Origin of the sequence: Paenibacillus sp. FSL P4-0338 (assembly GCF_038002365.1) — a bacterium.
Taxonomy (GTDB): domain Bacteria; phylum Bacillota; class Bacilli; order Paenibacillales; family Paenibacillaceae; genus Paenibacillus_AQ.
Window position 1 is genome coordinate 2,714,932 of the sequence record NZ_JBBOCG010000001.1, and the last position, 22,453, is coordinate 2,737,384.

General features: G+C 55.9%; 22 protein-coding genes. 3 read left to right on the forward strand and 19 right to left on the reverse strand.

Annotated features, from left to right (window positions below; all coding sequences use genetic code 11):
* Positions 1-43: 43 nt before the first annotated feature.
* The 11 genes from MKZ07_RS12075 to MKZ07_RS12125 form a co-directional block, all read right to left on the reverse strand.
* Positions 44-1,375, reverse strand: a complete 1,332-nt coding sequence (locus tag MKZ07_RS12075) for a pyrimidine-nucleoside phosphorylase (protein ID WP_341025947.1) — start codon at positions 1,373-1,375, stop codon at positions 44-46.
* Complete coding sequence (locus MKZ07_RS12080; protein ID WP_051493867.1) at positions 1,375-2,238, reverse strand: purine-nucleoside phosphorylase; 864 nt, start codon at positions 2,236-2,238, stop codon at positions 1,375-1,377. Before MKZ07_RS12080 ends, MKZ07_RS12075 begins: the two co-directional genes overlap by 1 nt.
* Before the next feature lie 57 nt (positions 2,239-2,295).
* On the reverse strand, positions 2,296-3,120 hold the full coding sequence (locus MKZ07_RS12085; RefSeq protein WP_036698291.1) for a purine-nucleoside phosphorylase: 825 nt from the start codon (positions 3,118-3,120) through the stop codon (positions 2,296-2,298).
* 19 nt (positions 3,121-3,139) lie between these two features.
* On the reverse strand, positions 3,140-4,318 hold the full coding sequence (gene deoB, locus MKZ07_RS12090; protein WP_036698293.1) for a phosphopentomutase: 1,179 nt from the start codon (positions 4,316-4,318) through the stop codon (positions 3,140-3,142).
* A gap of 200 nt (positions 4,319-4,518) precedes the next feature.
* On the reverse strand, positions 4,519-5,412 hold the full coding sequence (xerD, locus tag MKZ07_RS12095) for a site-specific tyrosine recombinase XerD (RefSeq protein ID WP_036698301.1): 894 nt from the start codon (positions 5,410-5,412) through the stop codon (positions 4,519-4,521).
* Positions 5,413-5,551: 139 nt separating this feature from the next.
* Positions 5,552-5,785: a DUF4227 family protein gene (locus tag MKZ07_RS12100; protein ID WP_341025950.1), complete on the reverse strand. Its 234-nt coding sequence runs from the start codon at positions 5,783-5,785 to the stop codon at positions 5,552-5,554.
* A 417-nt stretch (positions 5,786-6,202) separates the two neighbouring features.
* Entirely contained in the window at positions 6,203-6,583 is a 381-nt protein-coding gene (locus MKZ07_RS12105; RefSeq protein ID WP_341025951.1) for a hypothetical protein, read from the reverse strand.
* Positions 6,584-6,701: 118 nt separating this feature from the next.
* Positions 6,702-7,169 carry a ferric iron uptake transcriptional regulator gene (fur, locus tag MKZ07_RS12110; RefSeq protein WP_036698309.1) on the reverse strand — a complete coding sequence of 156 codons (468 nt, stop codon included), beginning with the start codon at positions 7,167-7,169 and terminating at the stop codon, positions 6,702-6,704.
* 204 nt (positions 7,170-7,373) lie between these two features.
* On the reverse strand, positions 7,374-8,009 hold the full coding sequence (gene spoIIM, locus MKZ07_RS12115) for a stage II sporulation protein M (RefSeq protein WP_036698310.1): 636 nt from the start codon (positions 8,007-8,009) through the stop codon (positions 7,374-7,376).
* A gap of 67 nt (positions 8,010-8,076) precedes the next feature.
* Positions 8,077-9,270: an endonuclease Q family protein gene (locus MKZ07_RS12120; RefSeq protein ID WP_341025954.1), complete on the reverse strand. Its 1,194-nt coding sequence runs from the start codon at positions 9,268-9,270 to the stop codon at positions 8,077-8,079.
* The gene (locus tag MKZ07_RS12125) at positions 9,261-9,833 is read right to left on the reverse strand and encodes an NUDIX domain-containing protein (RefSeq protein ID WP_051493868.1); all 573 of its coding nucleotides are present in this window, start codon (positions 9,831-9,833) and stop codon (positions 9,261-9,263) included. The genes MKZ07_RS12120 and MKZ07_RS12125 overlap by 10 nt, the downstream gene beginning before the upstream one ends.
* Before the next feature lie 77 nt (positions 9,834-9,910).
* On the opposite strand from MKZ07_RS12125, the gene MKZ07_RS12130 reads away from it, so the two are divergent.
* A complete protein-coding gene (locus MKZ07_RS12130) occupies positions 9,911-10,084 on the forward strand; it encodes a hypothetical protein (protein WP_156949694.1) in 174 nt (57 codons plus the stop codon).
* A 266-nt stretch (positions 10,085-10,350) separates the two neighbouring features.
* Here MKZ07_RS12130 and MKZ07_RS12135 read toward each other — a convergent pair whose 3' ends face one another.
* Positions 10,351-11,478: a M20/M25/M40 family metallo-hydrolase gene (locus MKZ07_RS12135; protein WP_036698315.1), complete on the reverse strand. Its 1,128-nt coding sequence runs from the start codon at positions 11,476-11,478 to the stop codon at positions 10,351-10,353.
* Positions 11,479-11,577: 99 nt separating this feature from the next.
* On the opposite strand from MKZ07_RS12135, the gene prli42 reads away from it, so the two are divergent.
* Positions 11,578-11,679, forward strand: coding sequence for a stressosome-associated protein Prli42 (prli42, locus tag MKZ07_RS12140; RefSeq protein WP_143803916.1), 102 nt, complete (start codon positions 11,578-11,580; stop codon positions 11,677-11,679).
* Here the strand turns inward: prli42 and lipB are convergent.
* The 5 genes from lipB to lpdA all read right to left on the reverse strand — a co-directional run bounded on the left by lipB (position 11,676) and on the right by lpdA (position 18,095).
* Positions 11,676-12,407 carry a lipoyl(octanoyl) transferase LipB gene (gene lipB, locus MKZ07_RS12145; protein WP_156949695.1) on the reverse strand — a complete coding sequence of 244 codons (732 nt, stop codon included), beginning with the start codon at positions 12,405-12,407 and terminating at the stop codon, positions 11,676-11,678. The genes prli42 and lipB overlap by 4 nt on opposite strands.
* A gap of 60 nt (positions 12,408-12,467) precedes the next feature.
* A complete protein-coding gene (locus tag MKZ07_RS12150; RefSeq protein WP_036698317.1) occupies positions 12,468-13,919 on the reverse strand; it encodes a dihydrolipoamide acetyltransferase family protein in 1,452 nt (483 codons plus the stop codon).
* A gap of 438 nt (positions 13,920-14,357) precedes the next feature.
* A complete protein-coding gene (locus MKZ07_RS12155; RefSeq protein WP_036698320.1) occupies positions 14,358-15,344 on the reverse strand; it encodes an alpha-ketoacid dehydrogenase subunit beta in 987 nt (328 codons plus the stop codon).
* Between the two features lie 3 nt (positions 15,345-15,347).
* Positions 15,348-16,379, reverse strand: a complete 1,032-nt coding sequence (locus MKZ07_RS12160; RefSeq protein WP_036698323.1) for a thiamine pyrophosphate-dependent dehydrogenase E1 component subunit alpha — start codon at positions 16,377-16,379, stop codon at positions 15,348-15,350.
* A gap of 294 nt (positions 16,380-16,673) precedes the next feature.
* A complete protein-coding gene (gene lpdA / locus MKZ07_RS12165) occupies positions 16,674-18,095 on the reverse strand; it encodes a dihydrolipoyl dehydrogenase (RefSeq protein ID WP_341025958.1) in 1,422 nt (473 codons plus the stop codon).
* A 167-nt stretch (positions 18,096-18,262) separates the two neighbouring features.
* Here lpdA and MKZ07_RS12170 point away from each other — a divergent pair, with 167 nt between their 5' ends.
* Positions 18,263-18,568, forward strand: coding sequence for a DUF2627 domain-containing protein (locus tag MKZ07_RS12170; protein ID WP_036698330.1), 306 nt, complete (start codon positions 18,263-18,265; stop codon positions 18,566-18,568).
* Positions 18,569-18,874: 306 nt separating this feature from the next.
* Here the strand turns inward: MKZ07_RS12170 and MKZ07_RS12175 are convergent, their stop codons facing one another.
* On the reverse strand, positions 18,875-20,722 hold the full coding sequence (locus MKZ07_RS12175) for an ABC transporter ATP-binding protein (protein ID WP_341025960.1): 1,848 nt from the start codon (positions 20,720-20,722) through the stop codon (positions 18,875-18,877).
* Complete coding sequence (locus MKZ07_RS12180; protein WP_341025961.1) at positions 20,703-22,445, reverse strand: ABC transporter ATP-binding protein; 1,743 nt, start codon at positions 22,443-22,445, stop codon at positions 20,703-20,705. The genes MKZ07_RS12175 and MKZ07_RS12180 overlap by 20 nt, the downstream gene beginning before the upstream one ends.
* Positions 22,446-22,453 lie beyond the last annotated feature (8 nt).

A 22,453-nucleotide genomic window follows, 5' to 3' on the forward strand; every position in this document is an offset into this window, starting at 1 on the left:
TGTTTGTATTAACTGGATTCCAGCGTATTTACTCTGTTTCCGGCTAGTAACGCGTTACCCCATCCTTGGTCACCAGCGCAAAAACCAGCGGCTGCGGCGGAACCGGCTGGGCAGAGATGCGGTAGGCTTCCAGCACTTTGGCTTCGGCCTCCTTCACCTTGCCCTCGCTGGCATCGTTCACATGCAGCACTGCCAGCGTATCGCCTGCGGCCACGGCGTCGCCCACCTTCAGCGAGAGCTGAATGCCGACCGCCAGATCGATCACAGACTCCTTCGTCTCGCGTCCCGCACCGAGCAGCATCGCGGCCACACCGATCTCTTCAGCCTGGATGCTCTCCACATAACCTGCGGCCTCCGCCTTGACCTCGATGAATCGGCGGGCAGCGGGCAAGGTGTCAGGAGAATCAATCTGTGAGGCATCGCCGCCTTGGGCCGATACCATCTGCTTGAACTTATCCAGCGCACTGCCGTCCCCGATATGGGACAGCAGTATGGAACGTGCTTCTTCTTCGTCCTTTGCCTTGCCGCCAAGTACGAGCATCTGGCTGCCCAGGATCAGGCAGACCTCCTGCAGATCCTTCGGCCCGTGGCCGTTCAAGGTCTCGATGCCCTCCTTGATCTCCAGGGCATTACCGATGCCGAAGCCCAGCGGCTGGTCCATGTCGCTGATGACCGCTACCGTGTTGCGGCCAAGGTGAGTGCCGATATCTACCATCGCCTGGGCGAGCGCAATGGAATCGTCAAGCGTCTTCATGAACGCACCGCTGCCGGTCTTCACATCCAGCACGATGGCGTCCGCACCTGCGGCAATCTTTTTACTCATGACGGAGCTGGCAATGAGCGGAATGGATTCCACCGTGGCTGTCACATCACGCAGAGCATACAGCTTCTTGTCTGCCGGCGTGATGTTGCCGGATTGGCCGATCACAGCCGCGCCGATCTCGCCCACCTGGGCGAAGAACCGTTCCCGGTCCATCTCCACCGAGAAGCCAGTAATCGACTCCAGCTTATCCAGCGTGCCTCCGGTATGGCCTAGGCCGCGCCCGGACATTTTGGCTACCGGAACTCCGGCCGCTGCAACCAATGGTGCAAGCACAACCGTCGTCTTATCGCCCACGCCTCCGGTAGAATGCTTGTCCACCTTGATGCCCGCAATCGGGCTAAGATCCACCTGGTCGCCGGACATCGCCATCTCCAGGGTCAGGTCGCCGGTCTCCCGCGCATTCATACCGCGGAAATACACAGCCATCGCCCAGGCGGAAATCTGGTAATCCGGGATCTCCCCCTTGCTGTAGCCTTGAATCAGAAAAGCGATTTCTTCACGGCTCAGCTCACCGCCGTCTCTTTTCTTCTGAATGAGATCAACGGCACGCATTAGACCTGCACCTCACGGACGAAGGCACGCACCAATCCGATGAATTTAGGCTTGGTCAGGTTCGCCACTTTTACCACCTGCTCATGGGTGAGCGGCTCTAGCTCATCGCCGATCGCCATGTCGGTGATACAGGTAATGCCGAGCACGCGCAGCTTGCTGTGGCTGGCAACGATAACCTCCGGCACGGTGGACATTCCCACGGCATCGCCGCCGAGATAGGCCAGCATTTTCAGCTCAGCCGGTGTCTCATAAGTCGGGCCGCTGATGCCGGCATATACGCCTTCCTGCAGGACAAGCGCTTCACCATCCACACCTGTAACTCCGCCTGCAAGCTTTTTCGCAAGTTCGATATATTCAGGGTCATACGCACTGGACATATCAGGGAATCTTACGCCAAGCTCCGGATCATTCGGTCCGATCAGCGGGTTGTCGCCAGTCATATTGAGGTGGTCGGTAATCAGCATCAGGTCGCCTGCCTTGAACGCTCTGTTCATCCCGCCGCCAGCGTTGGTAATGACAAGAGTGCCGATGCCCAGCTTAGCCATTACATAGACCGGAAGAACTACCTTGCGCATCTCATAACCTTCATAGTAGTGAAAACGGCCCTGCATGATCATTACATCCTTGCCTTCCAGCTTCCCGATCACGAACCGTCCGGCATGGCCTTCTACTGTTGAATGGGGGAAATGCGGAATTTCTTCATAAGGCAGGTAGACTGCATCTTCGATCTGATCGCCCAGATCGCCAAGACCTGAACCCAGAATAAGGCCGATAGCCGGTGTATAACCGCCGAATTTGGACTGAATATAAGCAGCGGCTTCCTTCACTTGAGTGCCGTATGGGACTGTTGTTGGTGTTGTCATAGGTTGATCCTCCCGGATATGAATTGTGTATAGAATAACGCGTATGTGAAGCAGTACCTACATTTTGGGAATAAAAGCGAGCACAAGCTTCAGGAACTGCTCACGCACACGCTCAGCGGTCTCCATCACCTCTGCATGATTCAGCGGCTGCGGCAGAATACCGGCCGCCATGTTGGTGATACAGGAAATGCCCAGTACTTCAATTCCGGCATGACGGGCAACGATGGTCTCAGATACAGTCGACATGCCTACAGCATCTGCTCCTTGGCGGCGCAGCATGACGATCTCAGCAGGGGTCTCATAGTTCGGTCCGAGCAGACCCGCGTATACGCCTTCCTTGAACTCGAAGTTCAGGGCTGCGGCAGCTTCCTTGGCAGCTGCAATCAGACGCGGGCTGTATGCCGAAGACATATCCGGGAACCGTACGCCCAGCGCATTGTCATTCGGTCCGCTCAGCGGATTGCGTCCGGTCAGGTTCAGGTGGTCCGTGATCAGCATGAGATCGCCCGGTGTGTATTCGGTGTTGACGCCACCGGCCGCGTTGGTGACCAGCAGGCTGGTTACGCCCAGCTCCTTCATCACCCGTACCGGGAAGGCTGTAACCTCAGGGCCGTAGCCTTCATACATGTGGAAGCGGCCCTTCATCATGACCACGCGGCGGCCTTCGATCATGCCGATCAGCAGCTCGCCTTCATGTCCTTCTACTGTAGACACCGGGAAATGAGGAATCTCATGATAAGGAATAACCACTTCATCTGTGATCAGATCCGCCAGAACGCCGAGGCCGGAGCCCAGGATCAGCCCGATTTCGGGGGCGACGGTGCATTTATCTTTGATGTATACAGCTGCTTCTTGAATTTTGCTTGAGGTTATGGTGGTCATGGTTTGGTTTCCTCCAGAATTAGATTAGTTGAGCTAGGAAGCTTGTCCCATACTGCGGAGCCTTCGCTCCGAAGTTATCGGCGATTGTGGCGGCTACATCCGAGAAGGTCTGGCGGATGCCGAGGCTGCCGGGAGTCTTGAATCTCGGGCTGTAGACCAAGAGCGGCACATACTCGCGCGTGTGGTCCGTTCCGGCGTGAACCGGGTCATTACCATGGTCTGCGGAGATGATCAGCAGATCATCCTCACCAAGAGTACTGAGCAGCTCAGGCAGCGCCTGATCGAATACCTCCAGCGCACGGCCGTAGCCTTCCGGATCACGGCGGTGGCCGTAGAGGGAATCGAAGTCCACCAGATTGGTGAACAGGAAGCCGTTAAACGGCTTGCGCAGCTCGTCGATGGTAATCTGGATGCCATGTTCATTGCTTTTGGTCGGATAGGTTGCGGTTACCCCTTCGCCGGTAAAAATATCATTGATCTTGCCGACAGCAATCACATCCTTGCCGATATCCTCCAGCGCGTTCATCACCGTTGGCTCCGGCGGCTTCACCGCATAATCATGACGGTTAGGTGTACGCACGAAATTTCCCGGCTCGCCGACATAAGGGCGGGCAATCACGCGGCCTACGGAGAACTCGGGAGCCATCGTCAGCTCACGGGCGATCCGGCAGGCGCTGTATAGCTCCTCCAGAGGGATAATATCTTCATGCGCCGCAAGCTGGAACACGCTGTCCGCCGAGGTATAGACAATCCATGCCCCCGTCTTCATCTGTTCCTCGCCGTATTCCACGAGAATCTCGGTGCCGGAAGCCGGCTTGTTGCCGATGACCTTGCGTCCGGTAGCCGCTTCGAACTTCTCAATCAGCTCCGCCGGGAAGCCGTCGAAGTAGGTGTTAAAAGGAACCTCGATCTTCAGCCCCATCAGCTCCCAGTGGCCGGTCATCGTGTCCTTGCCTACAGATACCTCCTGCATTTTACCGTAGTAGCCTGTAGGGGCCGTTACCGGTTCAAGTGGTGGCAGCGGCGCAATATTCGCCAACCCAAGCTGCTGCAGATTCGGAAGCTTAAGACCCGGAACCCGTTCCAGAATATGTCCGAGCGTATGGGAGCCTGTATCTCCGAAATTAGCAGCATCCGGCGCTTCACCGATACCTACACTGTCCAGAACAATAAATCCGATGCGTTTAAATGAGGACATTGCCGTCTTCACTCCTTTTATAGTTTGCATAATTCTGCCCTGTGCTCTAAGCATGAAGAAACTCCGGGAGAACCTCTCCCGGGAGCGATTTCTTCAGTATGATTCCATCATAACTTTCTTACTCACAAAAAGCATCTTTTCGGCCCAATCCAAGTCCGCCTGCCCGTTATTCCTAAGGTCCCTCATCCCTGTACAGCCGGCTATTTCGCCCGGGGATGATGATTCTCGTAGACCTCCTTCATATTCTTGCGGGCAATTCCGCTGTAAATCTGAGTGGTCGAACTATCGGAATGGCCCAGCATCTGCTGCACAGAGCGCAGGTCCGCTCCGCCCTCCAGCAGATGGGCAGCGAAGGAGTGGCGCAGGGTATGCGGCGTGATGTCCTGGTCAATCTGAGCTTCACGCGCGTATTTTTTGACGATTTTCCAAAAGCCCTGACGGGTCAGCCGTCCCCCCAGACTGTTCAAGAACAGCGCAGGCTCCTCCCGGCTTGCACGCAGCAGCTTGTCCCGCATCCCAGAGGCATAACGGGCAACGCAGTCCGCAGCAATCACGCCGATCGGGACCACACGCTCCTTGCCGGAGGCGCCGCTGCAGCGCGCAAACCGCAGGCCGGTGTTCACATCCTCCACATTCAGCGAGATCAGCTCCGTCACACGGATACCCGTCGCATAGAGCAGCTCCAGCATAGCCTTATCGCGCATCCCCTGGGGAGCAGCTTCATCCGGAGCCGCCAGCAGGCGCTCTATCTCCTCAATACTAAGAATGATCGGCGGTTTGTGAATCGGCTTGATGGCTTCCATATCCAGCGTAGGATCTTGGACAATCAGCCGTTCCTTCAGCAAAAAATGAAAATAGGCACGCAGCGATACCGTATTCCGGTTCACCGTGGCTGCTGCCTTCCCTGCCCCGCGCAGGGCACCCAGATAAAGCATAATATGTGTTCTTCTAATCTCTTCTGCCGCGTCCAGGCCGCGCTCTTCCGCAAACTCCAGAAACTGCGATATATCCCGTCCATAGGATTCCAGCGTACTAGGAGACAATCCTTTGTCCCCGGACAAATACTGCATAAACGGCTGTAAGTATGACTTCATCAATTCACGCTCCTGTCAGACTCAGGCTGCTTCATGCGGCTTCGCAGCGGATGGGGTCCAGCAGCCGGAACAGCGTTGTTCCATGACATGCTATAGATTGATTCGACATACTTCTCCCTTAATCCTGCAATCCGTCCCGTTACTCCCCGTACCAGTAAAAAAGGCGCAGTCGATCTCCCGCACTTAGCCCCTGTTCACCGTACTCTACATCTTGAAACGCCCGGACGGCGGTGCCTTCAGGAATCTCAACATTACGGGCCGGACTGATCCATGCGCTGACCCAGCTCAAAACATAATACAGCACACAGCTTACCGCCACAAGCATCGTCATGAAATACAGCCGGCGCACCGTGCGGGGCAGAGAAATAATCATCCAGGCAGCCTCCTCAAAATGATATCAGCGTCTGCATCAGCATCCTGCACATGCTCTCCTTCTGCTGCGCTTGGGTAAGTGCAGCAGAAGGAGAGCGGACAAAAGGAGCGTGAGCAGAACTCGTCCTTCACTTTATGCGCCGGAGGATCATGTTATGTATGTTAAGTAATATTGGGCTCCCTGGCCGCTCTCACTGAGACGGCTCTGCCGAAATCAGGTGTACTTGTGCTCTTCATTTGCCCGTTTAGCCGACTTTGGCAGGATTCAGGGGCACTTGTGCTCTTCATTTGCCCGTTTAGCCGTCTTTGGCTGGAATCAGGGGCACTTGTGCTCTTCATTTGCCCGTTTAGCCGACTTTGGCAGGATTCAGGGGCACTTGTGCTCTTCATTTGCCCGTTTAGCCGACTTTGGCAGGATTCAGGGGCACTTGTGCTCTTCATTACTCACCTTCAACTGCCCGTCCAGCACACTTTTGATGAATTTAGTGGGATTTATCCCTTTCTTTTTTTCGTCCTGCCCACTTTCAGCCAATTCAAAGGGATTTATCCCTTTCATCTCCTCATCCAGCACACTTTTGATGAATTTAGTGGGATTTATCCCTTTCATCTCCTCATCCTGCCCACTTTTAGTGAATTTAGTGGGATTTATCCCTTTCTTTTCTTCGTCCAGCACACTTTCAGCCAATTCAAAGGGATTTATCCCCTTCATTTCCTCACCCAGCCCACTTTCAGCCGATTCAAAGGGATTTATCCCTTTCATCCCCCCGCCGTAGCCCGCCTTCAGCGGCTCTCCACGCAATCAAAAAGCTCCCCTCCAGCCATTCAGCCGGGGGAGAGCTTGCGCGGTCCTTCTTCATCTGAAGATGAACTTAGGAAATTCGCTATGAAGCATTCTTAAGTCCACATTCTATATACGCTTATTCGGGAGTATTGTCCTCTGCAGGATTCTTATCCTTGCAGCGGTGGCATATTCCGTGAAAATCAAGTCTATGATCAACCACCGTGAAGTTGTATTCCTGCTCCAGCCGCTCTTCCAGCGGTCCCAGCCAATCCTCACGAATCTCATCCATCGTTCCGCACTGCACACAAATCAAATGATGGTGATGATGCTTCGCCGTATCCGTACGCAGATCATAGCGGGCCACACCGTCTCCGAAATTGATCTTCTCCACGACATGAAGCTCGCTAAGCAGTTCCAGGGTACGATACACGGTGGCAAGACCGATCTCAGGCGCCTTTTCTTTCACAAGCATGAATACATCTTCCGCACTTAAATGATCATCCTCGTTCTCCAGGAGAACTCTTAAGGTCGCTTCCCGTTGAGGTGTAAGCTTGTATCCTTGGGATTGTAGTTGTTGCTTAATCTTGTCTATTCGGGCTTCCATTGTCTGCCTCCCCCTTGGAAAATTACCACACCGGGCTTCAAGCCACTTCTTCCATTATAGGGGGATTTCCTTTGAGAAGTCAAACGGTTTTAGCATCTGGAGGGAGCTGACCCGCACGTTCACAAATACTCCATATTAGTGAAATCTTCCATTCTCTCTCCGCAGCACCGGCGCCGATTCCCTGCCCCTGTCTGCTTCTCACTTTCACCCGGCTGACACCAGCAGCGGCGTCACCCAGCGCATCATCACCGGAGTCACGTAAGCCTCGAAGCCCGAGATTCCCATCACCAGCAGCGCCATCCCCAGGGAGAGCAGCGTATACATCATGAACGGATGGGTGATCTGCGTGCGGCGCTGCTGTCCCAGCACACGGCTGCGGATCATCAGCAGGGAGAATCCGAGCGCGGCCGCACTGCACACTAGCAGCACCGGAATCAGCACCAGATTATGCGGAGCGACGGAGACCAGGGCGAACAGCATGCCGTGCCAGGAATATTGGCTGACCAGCGTGCCGACGGTGAAGCCGATCAGCACACCTTTGAGGAAATCCAGAATCAGAATGCCCGGGAGGCCGATCACGGACAAGCCAAGCACCCAGATCAGGCCGACCCACTTCAGATGAAAAGCGGCGATGCTCCAGTATGAATCCTGCGCGTCAGGCAAACCCTGCTGATCGACTGTCACGAAGAAATTGCTTAAGTAATCGCCCAGCTCCTGCTGCTGATCCAGCGTAAGCGCAGTGACGATAAGCGCTCCGAATACCACTCCGACCAGAAATAATACCGCGACAAAAATATAAAGAGGCGTCTGTTCCTTCACCATCAGCTTTAAACTGCGCACCCTGACATTCCCCTTTCCGGTCACATGTTACACCATATGAGGGAATGTCCTAATCTATGACTTGTCCTTAGCTCTTGACCACCTTGCCGTAGGTCCCGCCGCCTCCCGAGGAGAGGACGAGCTGCCCGCTGCGGGCCAGCACGATCAGCCCCGCCAGCTCAGCTCCCGCTACAGCGGCAAGCTCGGCTTCCGCAGCCCGGTGCAGAATGTTCATCTCTGTGCCAAAAGCCTCCAGCAGCAGGTTCAGCTTACGCTTGCCCAGGCCGGGAATGAACTCCAGCGGTACCTGGTAATGGTACGGAGGCCGGTAATCCGGAACCTGCGGCAGCGAACGGTCGGCAATGTGCAGAATACGGTCCAGCACACCCTGGACCAGCTTCGGACTACCGCAATACGGGCAGCGCTCCGAGGTGCTGTAGGCTTCATCGATGATGCTGCCGCAGCCGCCGCAGTAGGTCCTGTGATATTTGCCCAGCCGGGGATTCAGCCCGAAGTTGGCGTTGACCCCGCGTCCTTCCGAGCGCTGGAGCGCCAGCTTCAGCTCTCGGAAGGAGGGCTCCCGCATCTCGATGACATTATACTCGCGGCCGATTTTGCCGAGGGAATGGGCATCGGAATTGGTCAGGAAGCTGTAACGGTCAAGCTCGGAGATATACCCTGCCATCTCTGAATCCGCACTAAGGCCAAGCTCCACCGCTGCGATGCGGTCCAGATCGAATAACTCAGCCATCCGCTCGGCCGCACAGCCATAGAGCCCCTTGTGGGGCGTGAAAATATGGGCCGGGATCAGCAGCCCGCCCCGCCCGGTAATCTCGTCCTGCAGCACCCTGGAAGGGGCGTACAGACGCTGGGAGCTGAGATTCACATTACGCATATGGGCGCTCATCCAGGTGCTGAAATCCTCCATCGTCCCGAGGTCCGGCATGAAAGCCAGGACATGGCACTCCCGCCGCCCGGGCTCGCGTATCTCAATCTCGGTTCCCAGCAGGATCGTCGTCCCCCGGTAAGCAATTCCGCCGCCTGCGGCTATCGTCATCTCACCGGAATCCAGCGAAGTATGAATATCCCGCAGCACACCCGGAGAGTGGCTGTCGATAATGCCAATCAGGCCAATCCCCTTGCGCTCCGCTGCCTCCCTGGCAATCCCGGCAAAGGTCAGATCACGGCTGCCGCTGATTTTGACCGCCTGGCCCTCCGAAGTCCGTCCGATATGCACATGCAGATCACAGTAGACACTGCTGAGCTCCGCCGCTAGTGCCATTGGCCTGTCAGCGTATACAGATGCCAGGCATAGACCGCCATCATCGTCTTGGCATCGGCAATACGTCCGTCCGCAATGTACTGGTAGGCTTCCTCCAGCGTCAGCTCGGAGACCTCCAGGAACTCATCCTCATCCAGCGCCATCTCGCCCGGCTGGGCATCCTCGGTCACATAGAGGTGAATGATCTCGTCGGCGAAGCCGGGAGAGGTATAGAACGACTTCAGCAGCTTCAGCCCCCCGCTATGAAAGCCGGTCTCCTCCTGAAGCTCACGGCCCGCAGCCGCCAGCGGATCTTCGCCCGGGTCCAGCTTCCCTGCCGGAATCTCCACCTCGGTACGGTGCATCGGCTGACGGTACTGCTCCACGACCAGCATTTTACCTTGATTCAAAGCGAGCACAGCTACAGCTCCAGGGTGCTTCACAACCTCACGGGTTGCGGTGTTGCCGTCAGGCAGTCTCACAGTATCCACCTGAAGCGAAATAATGTGGCCTGCAAAAATCGGCTTCGTCGACAATGTTTCTTCATCCAATGCGGGGTTGCGGTTTATTTCATCTTTTTTCATAGATTTGTGGTCTCCTTTGGCATCGTTATGCATAGGGTGTATTATAGCAAACTTATGAAGAAAGAAGGAATGCAGGCATGAATGACATCCTTGTCCAAGCAAGCTCATCCGCAGTAACAATGGTAGGTAAACCGGAACAGATTATGGCCGTAATGGCCGGGTGGATGAAGCAATACGGGCGCGATATGCCCCTCTCTTACATCCTGCTGCTCCAGGCAGATTCGCGGATCAAAGCTTCCAAGGCTGGATAATGCCGCTTCGTTCTTCCGGTCAGCGTCTATGATATTCCAGGGTATAAGAAGGAGCTGTCTCCCGGATCATCCCGGAAGCAGCTCCTTTATTGTTATTCATAAGCGGCAGCAGACCGCCTAAGTGGAAACGGCTTTGCCGTCCTTTTAAAGGACGCTACCGTTTCAGCGAGAAATAGAAGGATAAGTTATCGTGTGCAACATATAACTTCTTATATTTTTAGCAAAATCCTTGCCCTGGCCGGGTCCCTGCACAGCCTCTTATCGGCTTAGCCCTTCTGGCTCTCGGCCACAATGGCTACAACCAGACTGGCCACCTTGACGATGTCTGCGGCCTTGATCCGCTCCTTCGTGGTATGGATATCCTCGTAGCCAACTGCCAGGTTCACAACCGGAACGTTCAGGCCGTTGAACACATTGGCATCACTGCCGCCGCCGGAAGCGAACAGGCGGGGTGTCAGGCCCTGCGCAGTGACCGCACGGGCCGCCAGTTGAACGACCGGATCACCCGCACCAAAGCTGAACGCCGGATAGATAGTCTCGCTGCGGAATTCACTCTGCGCCCCGTGTTCGCGGGCTGTTGTCTCCAGTGCCTCCCGCATGGAGGCCACCTGAAGGTCAACCTTCTCCTGCACAATACTGCGGGCCTCCGCATCCAGCTGTACATGGTCGCAGACCACATTCGTCGGCCCGCCGCCGGCGAACTTGCCGATATTCGCTGTCGTTTCGTTGTCGATCCGTCCCAGCTTCATGGCCGAAATAGCTTTGCTCGCTACCTGGATGGCGCTGATGCCGTCCTCCGGGTTCACGCCTGCATGGGCGGATTTGCCGAAGATCTGCATCGAGATCCGGGCCACGCCTGGTGCGGCGGTAGCAATAGCTCCCACTTCTCCGTTGGAATCCAGCGCGAAGCCCATGTCAGCATCCAGAGATGCCGGGTCCATGGCACGTGCGCCCATCAGCCCCGACTCTTCGCCTGCCGTAATGACGAACTGAATCTGGCCGTGCGGCAGCTTCTGCTCCTGAATCACCCGGATCGCTTCGAACAGGGCAGCCAGTCCTGCTTTGTCATCCGCCCCAAGAATCGTGCTGCCATCGCTTCGAATCCAGCCGTCTTCCCCAAGGGTTGGCTTGATCTTCTGGCCGGGCACTACAGTATCCATATGACAGGTGAACAGCAGCTTCGGCGCGCTCACTCCGCTGTCCGCAGGCCAGGTCACGAACAGATTGCCGGCTCCATGTCCCGTTCTCTCCTGCGAATCGTCTTCCACTGCGCTCAGCCCCAGGCTGCTGAACTTCTCCTTAAGCACATCGGCAATCTGCCGTTCATTCCGGGTCTCACTGTCAATCTGGACAAGCTCCATGAACTCATGGATCAATCGGTCTTCTGATATCATATGGACTTCCCTCTCTTTCTCAGATACGTTACAATGGTGGTACTGCGTTCAATTGTGGGCTCATGCTCATAACTTAAACTAATCTCAAAGGAGTCACTCATGCAACGACAAAAATGGTTTCGCATAATTATCTACATCATGCTGTTCGCTATGATCGCCTCTACGGTGCTGTTCGTCATCGAGCCGTTTTTGGCCGGTTAATCACGCTTAGCACTTAAGTAACTGCGTCCGGGTTCCCCGGGCGCTGTTTGGTTATACGGAAACTGCTCCAGGAAATAAGGCACCAGCTCTTCAGCAACCGTCCCGATGTCAAAAGCGCGCCCCGTACATTCCTCAAGCGAGGTCACTCCGTATTCCGCAATACCGCAAGGGATAATGCCCGTGAAGCCGCTTTGCCCGATCCCGGCCGATACGTTGAAGGCGAAGCCATGACTGGTGACAAAACCCCGGCGGAATTTACACTTGTTAAACTTGACGCCGATAGCACAGATTTTCTCATCACCGACCCACACCCCGGTATACCCCTGCTTGCGGGTCCCCGTAATTCCATAGGCCTCCAGGTACGCAATAATCACCGACTCCAGCCTGCGCAGATAGCCGTGCAGATCAACCTTGCCGTTCTCGCCCAGCTTCAAAAGCGGGTAACCGACCAGCTGGCCGGGCCCGTGATATGTAATATCTCCCCCGCGGTCAATCTCAAACAGCGCAATGCCCTGCTGCCTGAGCTGTTCCCCGCTGAGGAGCAGATGCTCCGGATGATTCTGCGAACCGATGGTGTACGTGGGCGGATGCTGCAGCAGAATCAGCTGCTCGGAAGCAGTGCCCGCATCAATCGCATGCACCGCTTCCTTTTGCAGCTCCCAGGCCGCCCCGTACTCCATCACTGGAAGAATGGTAACTGTAAGTTTCCTTAGGTTCAGGTTCTCCATGATCGTAAGTTCCCCTTTGCTTCTCATTCTCCCTGTCCCAGGGGTCCGCAGCCGTCTTACTTAGTAGAGCTTCGTTTCCGGGGTGTAGCCTTCCACATTATCCTTCACGCGCTGCAGGAACCGTCCGCTGATGACTCCGTCCAGAATCCGGTGATCCAGCGACAGACAGATATTCGCCATCGAACGCACGGCAATCATATCATTGATGACGACAGGTCTTTTGACAATGGATTCAAAAGTCAGGATCGCCGCCTGCGGATAGTTGATAATCGGATAAGACAGAATCGAGCCAAACGAGCCGGTGTTGTTCACCGTGAACGTGCCGCCCTGCGTATCGTCCAAGCGCAGTTTGCGTTCCCGTGTCTTCAATGCCAATTCGTCGATCTCGCGGGCCAGCCCGGCGACATTCTTCTGATCGGCTTTTTTGATGACCGGCGTCATGACGGAATCCTCTGTGCCTACGGCCAGCGAGATGTTGATGTCGCGTTTGACGATGATTTTGTCAACGGCCCAGACGGAGTTCATGATCGGGTAATCCTTGATCGCACTGACCACAGCCTTCATCAGAAAAGCGAGATAGGTCAGGTTAATGCCCTCTTTGCGCTTGAACTCATCCTTCAGCTTGTTGCGCAGCACCACCAGATTGGTCACATCGACCTCGATCATTGTCCAGGCGTGCGGGATCTCCGAGACACTCTGGCGCATTCTGGTAGCGATCGTATTACGGATCGGTGTAACGTCGATCAGATATTCCGAGCTGCTGCCCCGTCCGCCTTCGATCTCAATCGTCGGAATCTTCGGCGATTCGCTAAGGTGCAGGCCGGAGTTACGGACCGGCTGAAGTGCGTCCGGCACAGGCTGGAGCACAGGCTGCTGCGCTGCGGGTACAGCGGCAGCAGGGGCCGTGTCAGGCACCGGCGCTGCGGCAGGGGCTACAGCGGGTGCCGGCGGCTGAACGGCTGCGGCGCCGCTCGTAAGGAAAGTGAGCACATCCTTGCGTGTGATACGTCCGCCCAGGCCGGTGCCAGGCACGGCCGCCAGGTTGATGCCGTGCTCGGCGGCCAGCGACTGCACAGCCGGAGAGTAACGGGAGCGCATTGGCGCTGCGGCGTCATAAGCCGCAGCGGGCACAGGCGGCCGCGCGGCGGCGTGAGCCGCCTGCGGGGCGGTGCCGGATGCCGCAGCCGGGGCAGCGGCAGGGGCTGGGGCGTCACCGGAAGCTGCCGGTGACGGGGCCGCAGCAGCTGGCGCGGCGGAGCCAGCCACAGCGATGCGGGCGATGATCTCGCCGACGCTGACCGTCTGGCCCTCTTCGGCCAGCAGCTCGACCAGCGTGCCGTCTACCGTTGCAGGCAGCTCCGCGTTCACTTTATCCGTGATCAGCTCGCAGATCGGCTCATATTGCTCTATTGAATCGCCCGGCTGCTTCAGCCATTTCCCGATGGTCGCCGATACCAGCGATTCAGCCAGCTGCGGCATAATTACATCCGTCAGCGTTGTATTGTCAGACATAATGTCACTCCTTAATGTTTGGTAAGCACAGGCATCCTGAAGAACTTGGTACACAATTGTCTTCGGAAGCATGCGCTTAGTTTTGAAAGCGTCGACTTCTTGAATTTGCTTCGTACACAACTGTCTTCGGAAGCATAGACTCAAAGTGTTCTAAACGAAATTTACCATTTTCTTCGCTCAGGTGGCGATTCAGCCACGAAATCCTGCACTTAATAAAATATTCGCCCAGACAAATCTGCCCAAAATCAAAAATGTTGCTCAAAATGCAGCAATTCTCTTCATTCAGGCGGCTGAGCGGACATAATGCTGCATTTCCTGCAACAACCTGTCCTTAACCTCTGTTTACCTAGTACCCACAAGCTGCACTTTCTGCAACATTATCGCCCTAAGTCGGCACAGGCAGCTTCACTTACTTATCCCGCCGGTTTCTCTTATATATTAATACTGCGCCAGACGCAGCATTTCAGCCTTAACCTTGTCCTTGCTAAGCAGGAAGAATTTCTCCATCGGCGGCGAGATCGGCATCGCCGGTACATCGGGTCCGCACAGGCGGAAGATTGGGGCATCGAGGTCAAACAGACAATGCTCGGCGATGATCGCCGCGACTTCAGCGCCGATGCCTCCGGTCTTGTTATCCTCATGGACAATCAGCACCTTGCCGGTCTGCCGGACAGCGGCAATAATCGCCTCGCGGTCCAGCGGCTGGAGGGTACGCAGATCCAGGATATGTGCGGTGACGCCATGCTCCTTCTCCAGCTCCTCCGCTGCCTGCATCGCAAAATGCAGCGGCAAGCTATACCCGATCACCGTAATATCACTGCCTTCACGCAGCAGATTCGCTTCACCAATCGGCACCGTGTAGTCGCCTTCCGGCACATCGCCCTTGATCAGCTTGTAGCATTTCTTGTTCTCGAAGAACAGCACCGGATCAGGATCACGGACAGCGGCCTTGAGCAGGCCCTTGGCATCTGCTGCCGAATAAGGCGCCACAATCTTAAGCCCCGGCGTACCGAAGAAGATCGACTCCGGACACTGCGAGTGGTACAACCCGCCGAAGATGCCGCCGCCGATCGGCGCACGGATGACGACCGGACAGTTCCAGTCGTTGTTGGAACGGTAGCGGATTTTGGCTGCTTCGCTGATAATCTGGTTCGTTGCGGGCAGCATGAAATCAGAGTACTGCATCTCGGCAATCGGCTTCATGCCGTACATCGCAGCACCGATAGCCACCCCTGCAATGGCAGATTCCGCAAGCGGCGTGTCCAGCACCCGTTCTGCGCCGAACTGCTCCTGCAAGCCTTTGGTTGTTGTGAAGACGCCGCCCTTCACGCCGACATCCTCACCCAGCACGAACACCGACTCGTCACGTTCCATCTCTTCCTTCATCGCCAGCCGGATTGCATCGATATATTCCATCATCGCCATGGCTTAAGCGCCCCCCTTCAGGCCGGATTCATCGTAGACATGCAGCAGCGTATCTTCCGGTTTCGGGAACGGCGCATTCTCCGCGTAGGTTATAGCTTCTTTCAGTTCAAGATTATATTCGGCAGCCAGATCATGCTCCTGCTCGTCACTCCATAGACCGAGTCCGGTCAGATAGGTGCGGAACGCGGCGATGCCGTCTTTTTTCCAGTTCTCATCGACTTCCTCCTGGGTCCGGTAGGCCAGATCGTTATCCGAGGTGGAATGCGGCGACAGGCGGTACATCATCGCTTCAATCAAGGTCGGGCCTTCACCGGCAAGCGCACGGTCCCGGGCCTCCTTGACCACGCGGTAGACCTCCAGCGGATCATTGCCGTCCACCCGGATGCCTGGGAAGCCGTAGCCAAGCGCACGGTCGCTGACCTTGCCGCCAAGCTGCTTATGGGCCGGAATCGAGATCGCATACTGATTGTTCTGACAAAAAATAATCATCGGCAGCTTATTTACACCGGCAAAGTTACACGCTTCATGGAAATCCCCCTGATTGCTGGAGCCTTCCCCGAAGGTGACGAAGGAGACGAACTTCTTCTTCTGCATCTTCGCCGCCAGCGCGAAGCCTGCTGCATGCGGAACCTGGGTCGTGACCGGGCTAGAGCCCGTTACAATCCGCAGGCGCTTGCTGCCGAAGTGGCCCGGCATCTGCCGGCCGCCGCTGTTCGGATCTTCCGCCTTGGCGAAGACGGACAGCATCAGCTCGCGCGTGGTCATTCCAACAGAGAGGACAAACGCATAATCCCGGTAGTAGGGCAGGAAATAGTCATTCTCCCGGTCCAGTGCAAATGCCGCCGCGACCTGTGCCGCCTCCTGCCCGATGCCGGATACATGGAAATTGATCTTGCCCGCGCGCTGCAACAGCAGACTGCGCTCATCATATTTCCGTCCGAGCTGCATGAATCTGTACATATCGATAACCTGGCCGTCTGTGAGTCCAAGCTGCTTATGTCTGTTAACCGTGTCTACAGTACCTTGGGATTCCATATAAGAGGTACCTCCTTGAAAGTATTGCCGGCGCCAGCTTCCAGCCCCCGCTATCTCTAAGCGGTTCAGGATGCGTCCGCCAGGCAGATTGACCTTAATATTGTTATATGTGCCCTGATCCTATCACCAGGTACTAAATTCATTATATCCGTTTTCCCGGCAAAAAGAAAAGCCAAAATCCCTCCGCCATGCAGAAGCTCTGGAAACGAACAAATATAGCCGGTATGGAGCGATATTAGCGCAGTACGCGCCTTCCGCTCCCTCCGGCCTTCTTGTTAAGCTCTCTATCGCACGCTAGAATCCGATTGCTCTTCCATCCACCGCCAGCATGGCCTCGCCCAGTACCTCCGATAGTGTCGGATGGGCATGTACTGCCTCCCCGACCTCCCAAGGTGTGGCATCCAAGATCTGTGCCAGCGCCGCTTCGCCGATCAGGTCGGTCACATGCGGGCCGATCATCTGCACGCCGAGGATATCCCCGTTCTTCGCGTCAGCCACTACCTTCACGAAGCCATCCTTCATTCCGTAGACAATGGCTTTGCCGATGGCCGAGAACGGGAACTTCCCGGTCACCGTCTCGCGGCCGAGCTGCTTCCCTTCCTTCTCCGTGTAGCCGACACTAGCCACTTCCGGCCGTGTATAGACACAGCGCGGAACTAGATGGGCTTCATACGGATGGAGCGCTTCACCGGCCAGATGATTGACGGCACGGATGCCCTCATGGCTGGCAGCATGAGCCAGCTGCAGTCCGCCGATACAATCGCCAATCGCATAGATATGCGGTTCACCCGTCTGCATATTGGCATTTACCGCAATGACACCTGTATCGAAGCGGATATCTGTATTTTCAAGTCCGAGATTCTCAATATTCGCGACGCGCCCCACAGATACGAGCAGTTTGTCAGCCGACAGACTCTGGCTCTGCTCTCCCTTGCGGGCTTCAATCGTAATCCCTGTCTCTGACACCGTGCAGGTCTCTGCATCTACCGTTGTTCCAGTGAGTACCCGGACTCCTCGTTTCTTCAGCAGGCGCAGCAGCTCCCGTGCCACCTCTTCATCCTCCTGCGGCAAAAGCTGTCCGGCTGTCTCTACAACAGTCACCTGCACTCCGAAATCAGCCAGCATGGACGCCCACTCCACTCCGATTACCCCGCCGCCCACAATTATTATTGAGGCCGGCAGCTCCTCAAGCGTCAGCGCTTCTTCACTGCTCAGAATCACCTTGCCGTCAGGCACCAGGCCCGGCAGAATGCGCGGACGCGAGCCGGTAGCGATAATTAGATTAGTAGAGACCACGGTCTCCATCTCGCCATTCTCCAGCTCTACAGCCACTGCGCCGCTTCGCGGAGAGAAGATCGAAGGGCCGATGATCCGGCCTTTGCCCTTCAGCACCTGAATCTTGTGCTTGCGCATCAGATACTGTACCCCCTGATGAAGCTGCTCCACTACCGCTTCCTTGCGCTGCTGCACTTTGGGGAACACCAGCTTGGTGCCCGTAGTCTCTATACCGTAGCTTTCGCTCTCGTTGATTTCAGCCAATACCTCTGCACTGCGCAGCAGTGATTTGCTGGGAATACAGCCGCGGTGCAGGCAGGTTCCGCCCAGCTTGTCCATTTCAATAACGACAACAGATTTGCCCAGCTGCGCAGCGCGAATCGCTGCCACATAACCGCCGGTGCCTCCGCCAAGTATCGCTACATCACAGGTCATTGTCATGATATGTATCCTCCAGTCATTCCTCTTGAATTCAATTCAATCTCTTATATTGTACTCTCTTTCGAGAGTAATACAAAACTTACAAACGTCATGTATTCATGGACTTTTGCAGGTTAAAGCGTTATCATATGGGTGAATTCAAACGGCTGCGAAGAGGAGCGACTGTGATGAAACTGCTGATTTCACGCTTCATTGCCATCCTTATTCTGGTGATTCCCGGCCTCCTGGCGATGACGGGCTTCCTGATGATGAAAGATGATCTGTTCAATTATTTTGCCATGCATGGCGATGAGACTGCTATTCCCAAATTTGCGTGGCTGCATTTCGGCGGCGGACTGCTCTTGTTCCTGGCGGGCATGACCTTCCTGGGCGGCTGGATTCTGACCCGTGACCGCAAAAAGAACTACGTAGGCCCCCGCTTCCGGGAGAAGCAGCAAGCACAGCAGCCCCCGTCTTCCGAAGCCCGCTCCTAATCCTATAACTGAAACAGGGGATGTCTCAAGCCATGAACGAATCGGCTGCTGAGACATCCCCTGTTGGTTATTGATCACACCCGCTATTAGCCCCAAACTGGCAAAATCTAATGTACCAAATACAGCAGAATGCCATTTACCACTCAAAAATCGGATTTCTATTGCACAATATACAGTTACCTTAGCTAATTAGCCGCAGTAGCCTTTACTTCATTAGTCTGTACGCATTAGCCTCAGCACAGCCTTCGTTCATCCTATTCCTCAAAATCACCCTCACACCCGTCCTATCAAAAGCCCGTGCTCCGCTCACTCCCCAGCCGCTTCCTTGCTCCCCCGCACCAGCTCGCTGTAAAGACCGCCCTGCTTCAGCAGCTCCTCATGCGAGCCCTGCTGAAGCAGACGTCCGCCCTCAAGCACCAGAATGCGGTCAGCAGCGCGGATCGTGCCCAGCCGGTGGGCGATCACGAAGCTGGTCCGGCCGCGCATCAGCGCCTGGAGCCCTTCCTGAATCTTGATCTCAGTCACCGTATCGATGCTGCTCGTCGCCTCATCCAGTACCAGCATGGACGGATTCGCCAAAATTGCCCGGGCAATAGCCAAGAGTTGCTTCTGCCCCTGGCTGATACCGCTGCCATCTACAGACAGCATCCGGTCGTAGCCGTCCTGGAGTCGCATAATGAAGGCATGGGCATTGGCCAGCTTCGCGGCCTCCTCCACCTCTTCATCGGTTGCATCCAGCCTGCCGTAGCGGATATTATCGCGGATCGTACCTTTGAACAGGAAGGAGTCCTGCAGGACGAAGGCCATATGACTGCGCAGACTTTCACGGGTGACCGTTGACAGCTCCCGCCCGTCCAGCGTAATGCTGCCCCGGCTCGGATCGTAGAAGCGGGACAGCAGGCCGATTAGTGTCGTTTTGCCAGCACCGGTAGGTCCGACCAGCGCAATCATCTCCCCTGGCTTCGCCTCGAACGTAATTACCTGGAGCGTATCGGCTCCACCTTCATAAGAGAAGGACACATCCGTGAACTTTACGGCTCCCTCCACATGTTCCAGCTTCACCGCCTCGCCTTCATCCCGGGCCTCCGTCTCCTCATCCAGCACCTCGAAAACACGCTCCGCCCCGGCGATAGCCGACAGCAAAGTGTTCCACTGGTTCGCCAGATCATTCAGCGGCCGGGTGAACTGACGCGCATATTCGGCAAAAGCAATAATAATCCCCACCGTCACGAGCCCGCGGATGGCAAGCAGCCCCCCGACTCCGGCCACGATGGCAAAGCTCAGATTGTTCAGACCATTCATCAGCTTAGGAATAAAGCCCGAAATCGATTGTGCCCAATACCCCGACAGCATAATCCGTGTATTACGCTCTCTGAAGCTGGTGATCACCCGCTCCTCCTGCGAGAAGGCTTTGATAATCCGTTGCCCGGACAAGGTCTCTTCGATGAACCCGTTCAGCTCACCCATATTGCGCTGCCGCTCTTTGAACAGCGGTCCGGTCCGCCGGGTAATCCAGCGCATGCCCAGCATCATCAGCGGTACCACAATGAAGGTCAGCAGCGTTAGCAACGGGCTGAGCCACAGCATCACGCCTACCGTTCCCACCAGCGTCAGAATACTGGAAAAGATCTGAATGGCCGAGCTGTTCAGCGTCGAGCTGATATTCTCAATATCATTGGTCAGACGGCTCATAATCTCCCCCTGCTGCCTGCGGTTGAAGAAGGAGATCGGCAGACGGTGCAGGTGCGAGAACAGATCGGTCCGCATCCGGTAGACCGTCTCCTGGGCCACCTCGATCATCCAGACATTTTGCAGCCAGGAGACCAAAGAATTCAGCAGGTAGACGAGCGCCAGAACCAGCAGGAAGACAGCCCACGTTCTGCCACCCTCCCCGCCGAGATAATCGTCCACTGCCCGGCTGATCAGGTAAGGTCCAAGGAGTGACAAGGCTGAGCTTAGCAGAACCATGAACAGCACTAAGATCAGCTTTGTCCGGCGTTCGGCGAGATACGTCCATATGCGGCCTAGTGTGCCCGACCAGTTCTTGGCCTTCGCCTTCGGCTTCCGGCTGCCCATCGCCCCGAAGATTTTGGCTTCGCCGTGGCCTACCTCCAGCTTCGGATAGCGGAACGGCTCAATGAGTGCTTTGAACATGCTGCGCCTCCCCTGTCTGCGATTGATAGATTTTGCGGTACAGTGCGGACTCATCCATTAGCTCGGAATGGGTCCCCTGCGCAATCAGCCGGCCTTCGTCCAGCAGCAGAATCAGATCCGCTGAGGCGGTTGAGCTGATTTTCTGTGTGATCAGGAAGGTCGTGCAGGACAACTTCTTCAATTCTGCCAGCAAAAGTCCCTCCGTAACCGCATCAAGCGCACTGGTACTGTCATCCAGAATCAGAATCGCCGGTCTGCGCACCAGCGCCCGCGCAATGCTCAGACGCTGCTTCTGCCCGCCCGACAGATTAACTCCGCGTTGCCCGAGGGCAGTATCGTAGCCCTGCGGCAGCGCTGCAACTGTGTCATGAATCTGGGCTGCCGCCGCTGCCTGCTCAATCTCTGCCTGACTCGCCGCTGCATTTCCCCAGGCTATATTCTCCCGGATTGAGCCGGTGAACAGGAGCACCTCCTGCGGTACATAGCCAATAGAGCCCCGTAAGGTCTGCATATCCATCTCCGTATGCTTCTGTCCGTCCACCAGGATGCTGCCGCTGCCGCATTCATACAGCCGGGGAATCAGCGTTACCAGAGAGGTTTTGCCGGAGCCGGTCGCGCCCATAATTGCCACACGTTCACCCGGCTGCAGCGAGAAGGAGATGTCCTCCAGAACCTTAATGTCACTGCCGGGATAGCTGAAGCTGACCTGCTGGAATTCAACCTTGCCTTGGGCAGCCGACGTTAGACCTTCTCCTGAAGTCATGCCCAGCTCGCCCGGACCTTCGCTTGCCGCCATCACTTCAGCGATCCGTCCGGATGATGCCCGTGCGCGGGAGAAGCTTACCATGATCCAGGATAGTGCTGACAGCGCTCCCATCGTACGCAGCGAGTAGTTAATGACGGCAACCGTCTGCCCCAGCGTAGCATCCCCTGTAGAGATCTCAATTCGCCCAAACCACAGCACGGCCAGAATCCCGGCATTGACGATGATCATAATGAACGGTGTTGAGGTCTCGGTGAGCCTCAGCGCAGCAACAGTCGATCTCATCAGCTCTCCGCTGAACGTTGCGAACCGCCCGATCTCATGGCCCATCCGCACAAATACACGAATCAGCCGGATTCCGGTCAGATTCTCCTGAATAACCCCATTCACGCCGTCAAGCCTCGTCTGCACATTGCGGAACAGCTCGGACGCCCTGCGCATCAGCCAGATCATAAATATCACCAAGAACGGCAGGGTCACGGTCAGCAGCAATCCCAGCTTGATATGTACAACAAGCGCCATAATCACGCTTCCGATCACAACCAGCGGAATACGGGTCATGAACCGCAGCCCCATGAATATCGTATCCTGTATTTGTGTTACATCCCCAGTAAGGCGGGTGATCAGGGATGAGGTAGGGAAGCGGCTAAAAATATCGTAAGAGAACGACTGTACCTTTTCATACAGTTTGTCACGCAGGTCGAACGCGAACCCCTGACTGGTATGCGATGCAAAAAAGGAGCTGAGTATTCCCGCCACAAATGCCACAGCGGCACTCCCGACCAGCACACCGCCCCACAGCCAGACGACAGCCGTGTCCTGTTGCCGGATACCGTCATCAATGATTTTGGAGATCAGCAGCGGCTGCGACAGCTCCACGGCCAGCTCAATCAGCATCATGACCAGCGCGGCAATGGCGGCGACCCGGTATTTTTTAAGAAAAGTCAACATTAGCTTCATCGAAGATA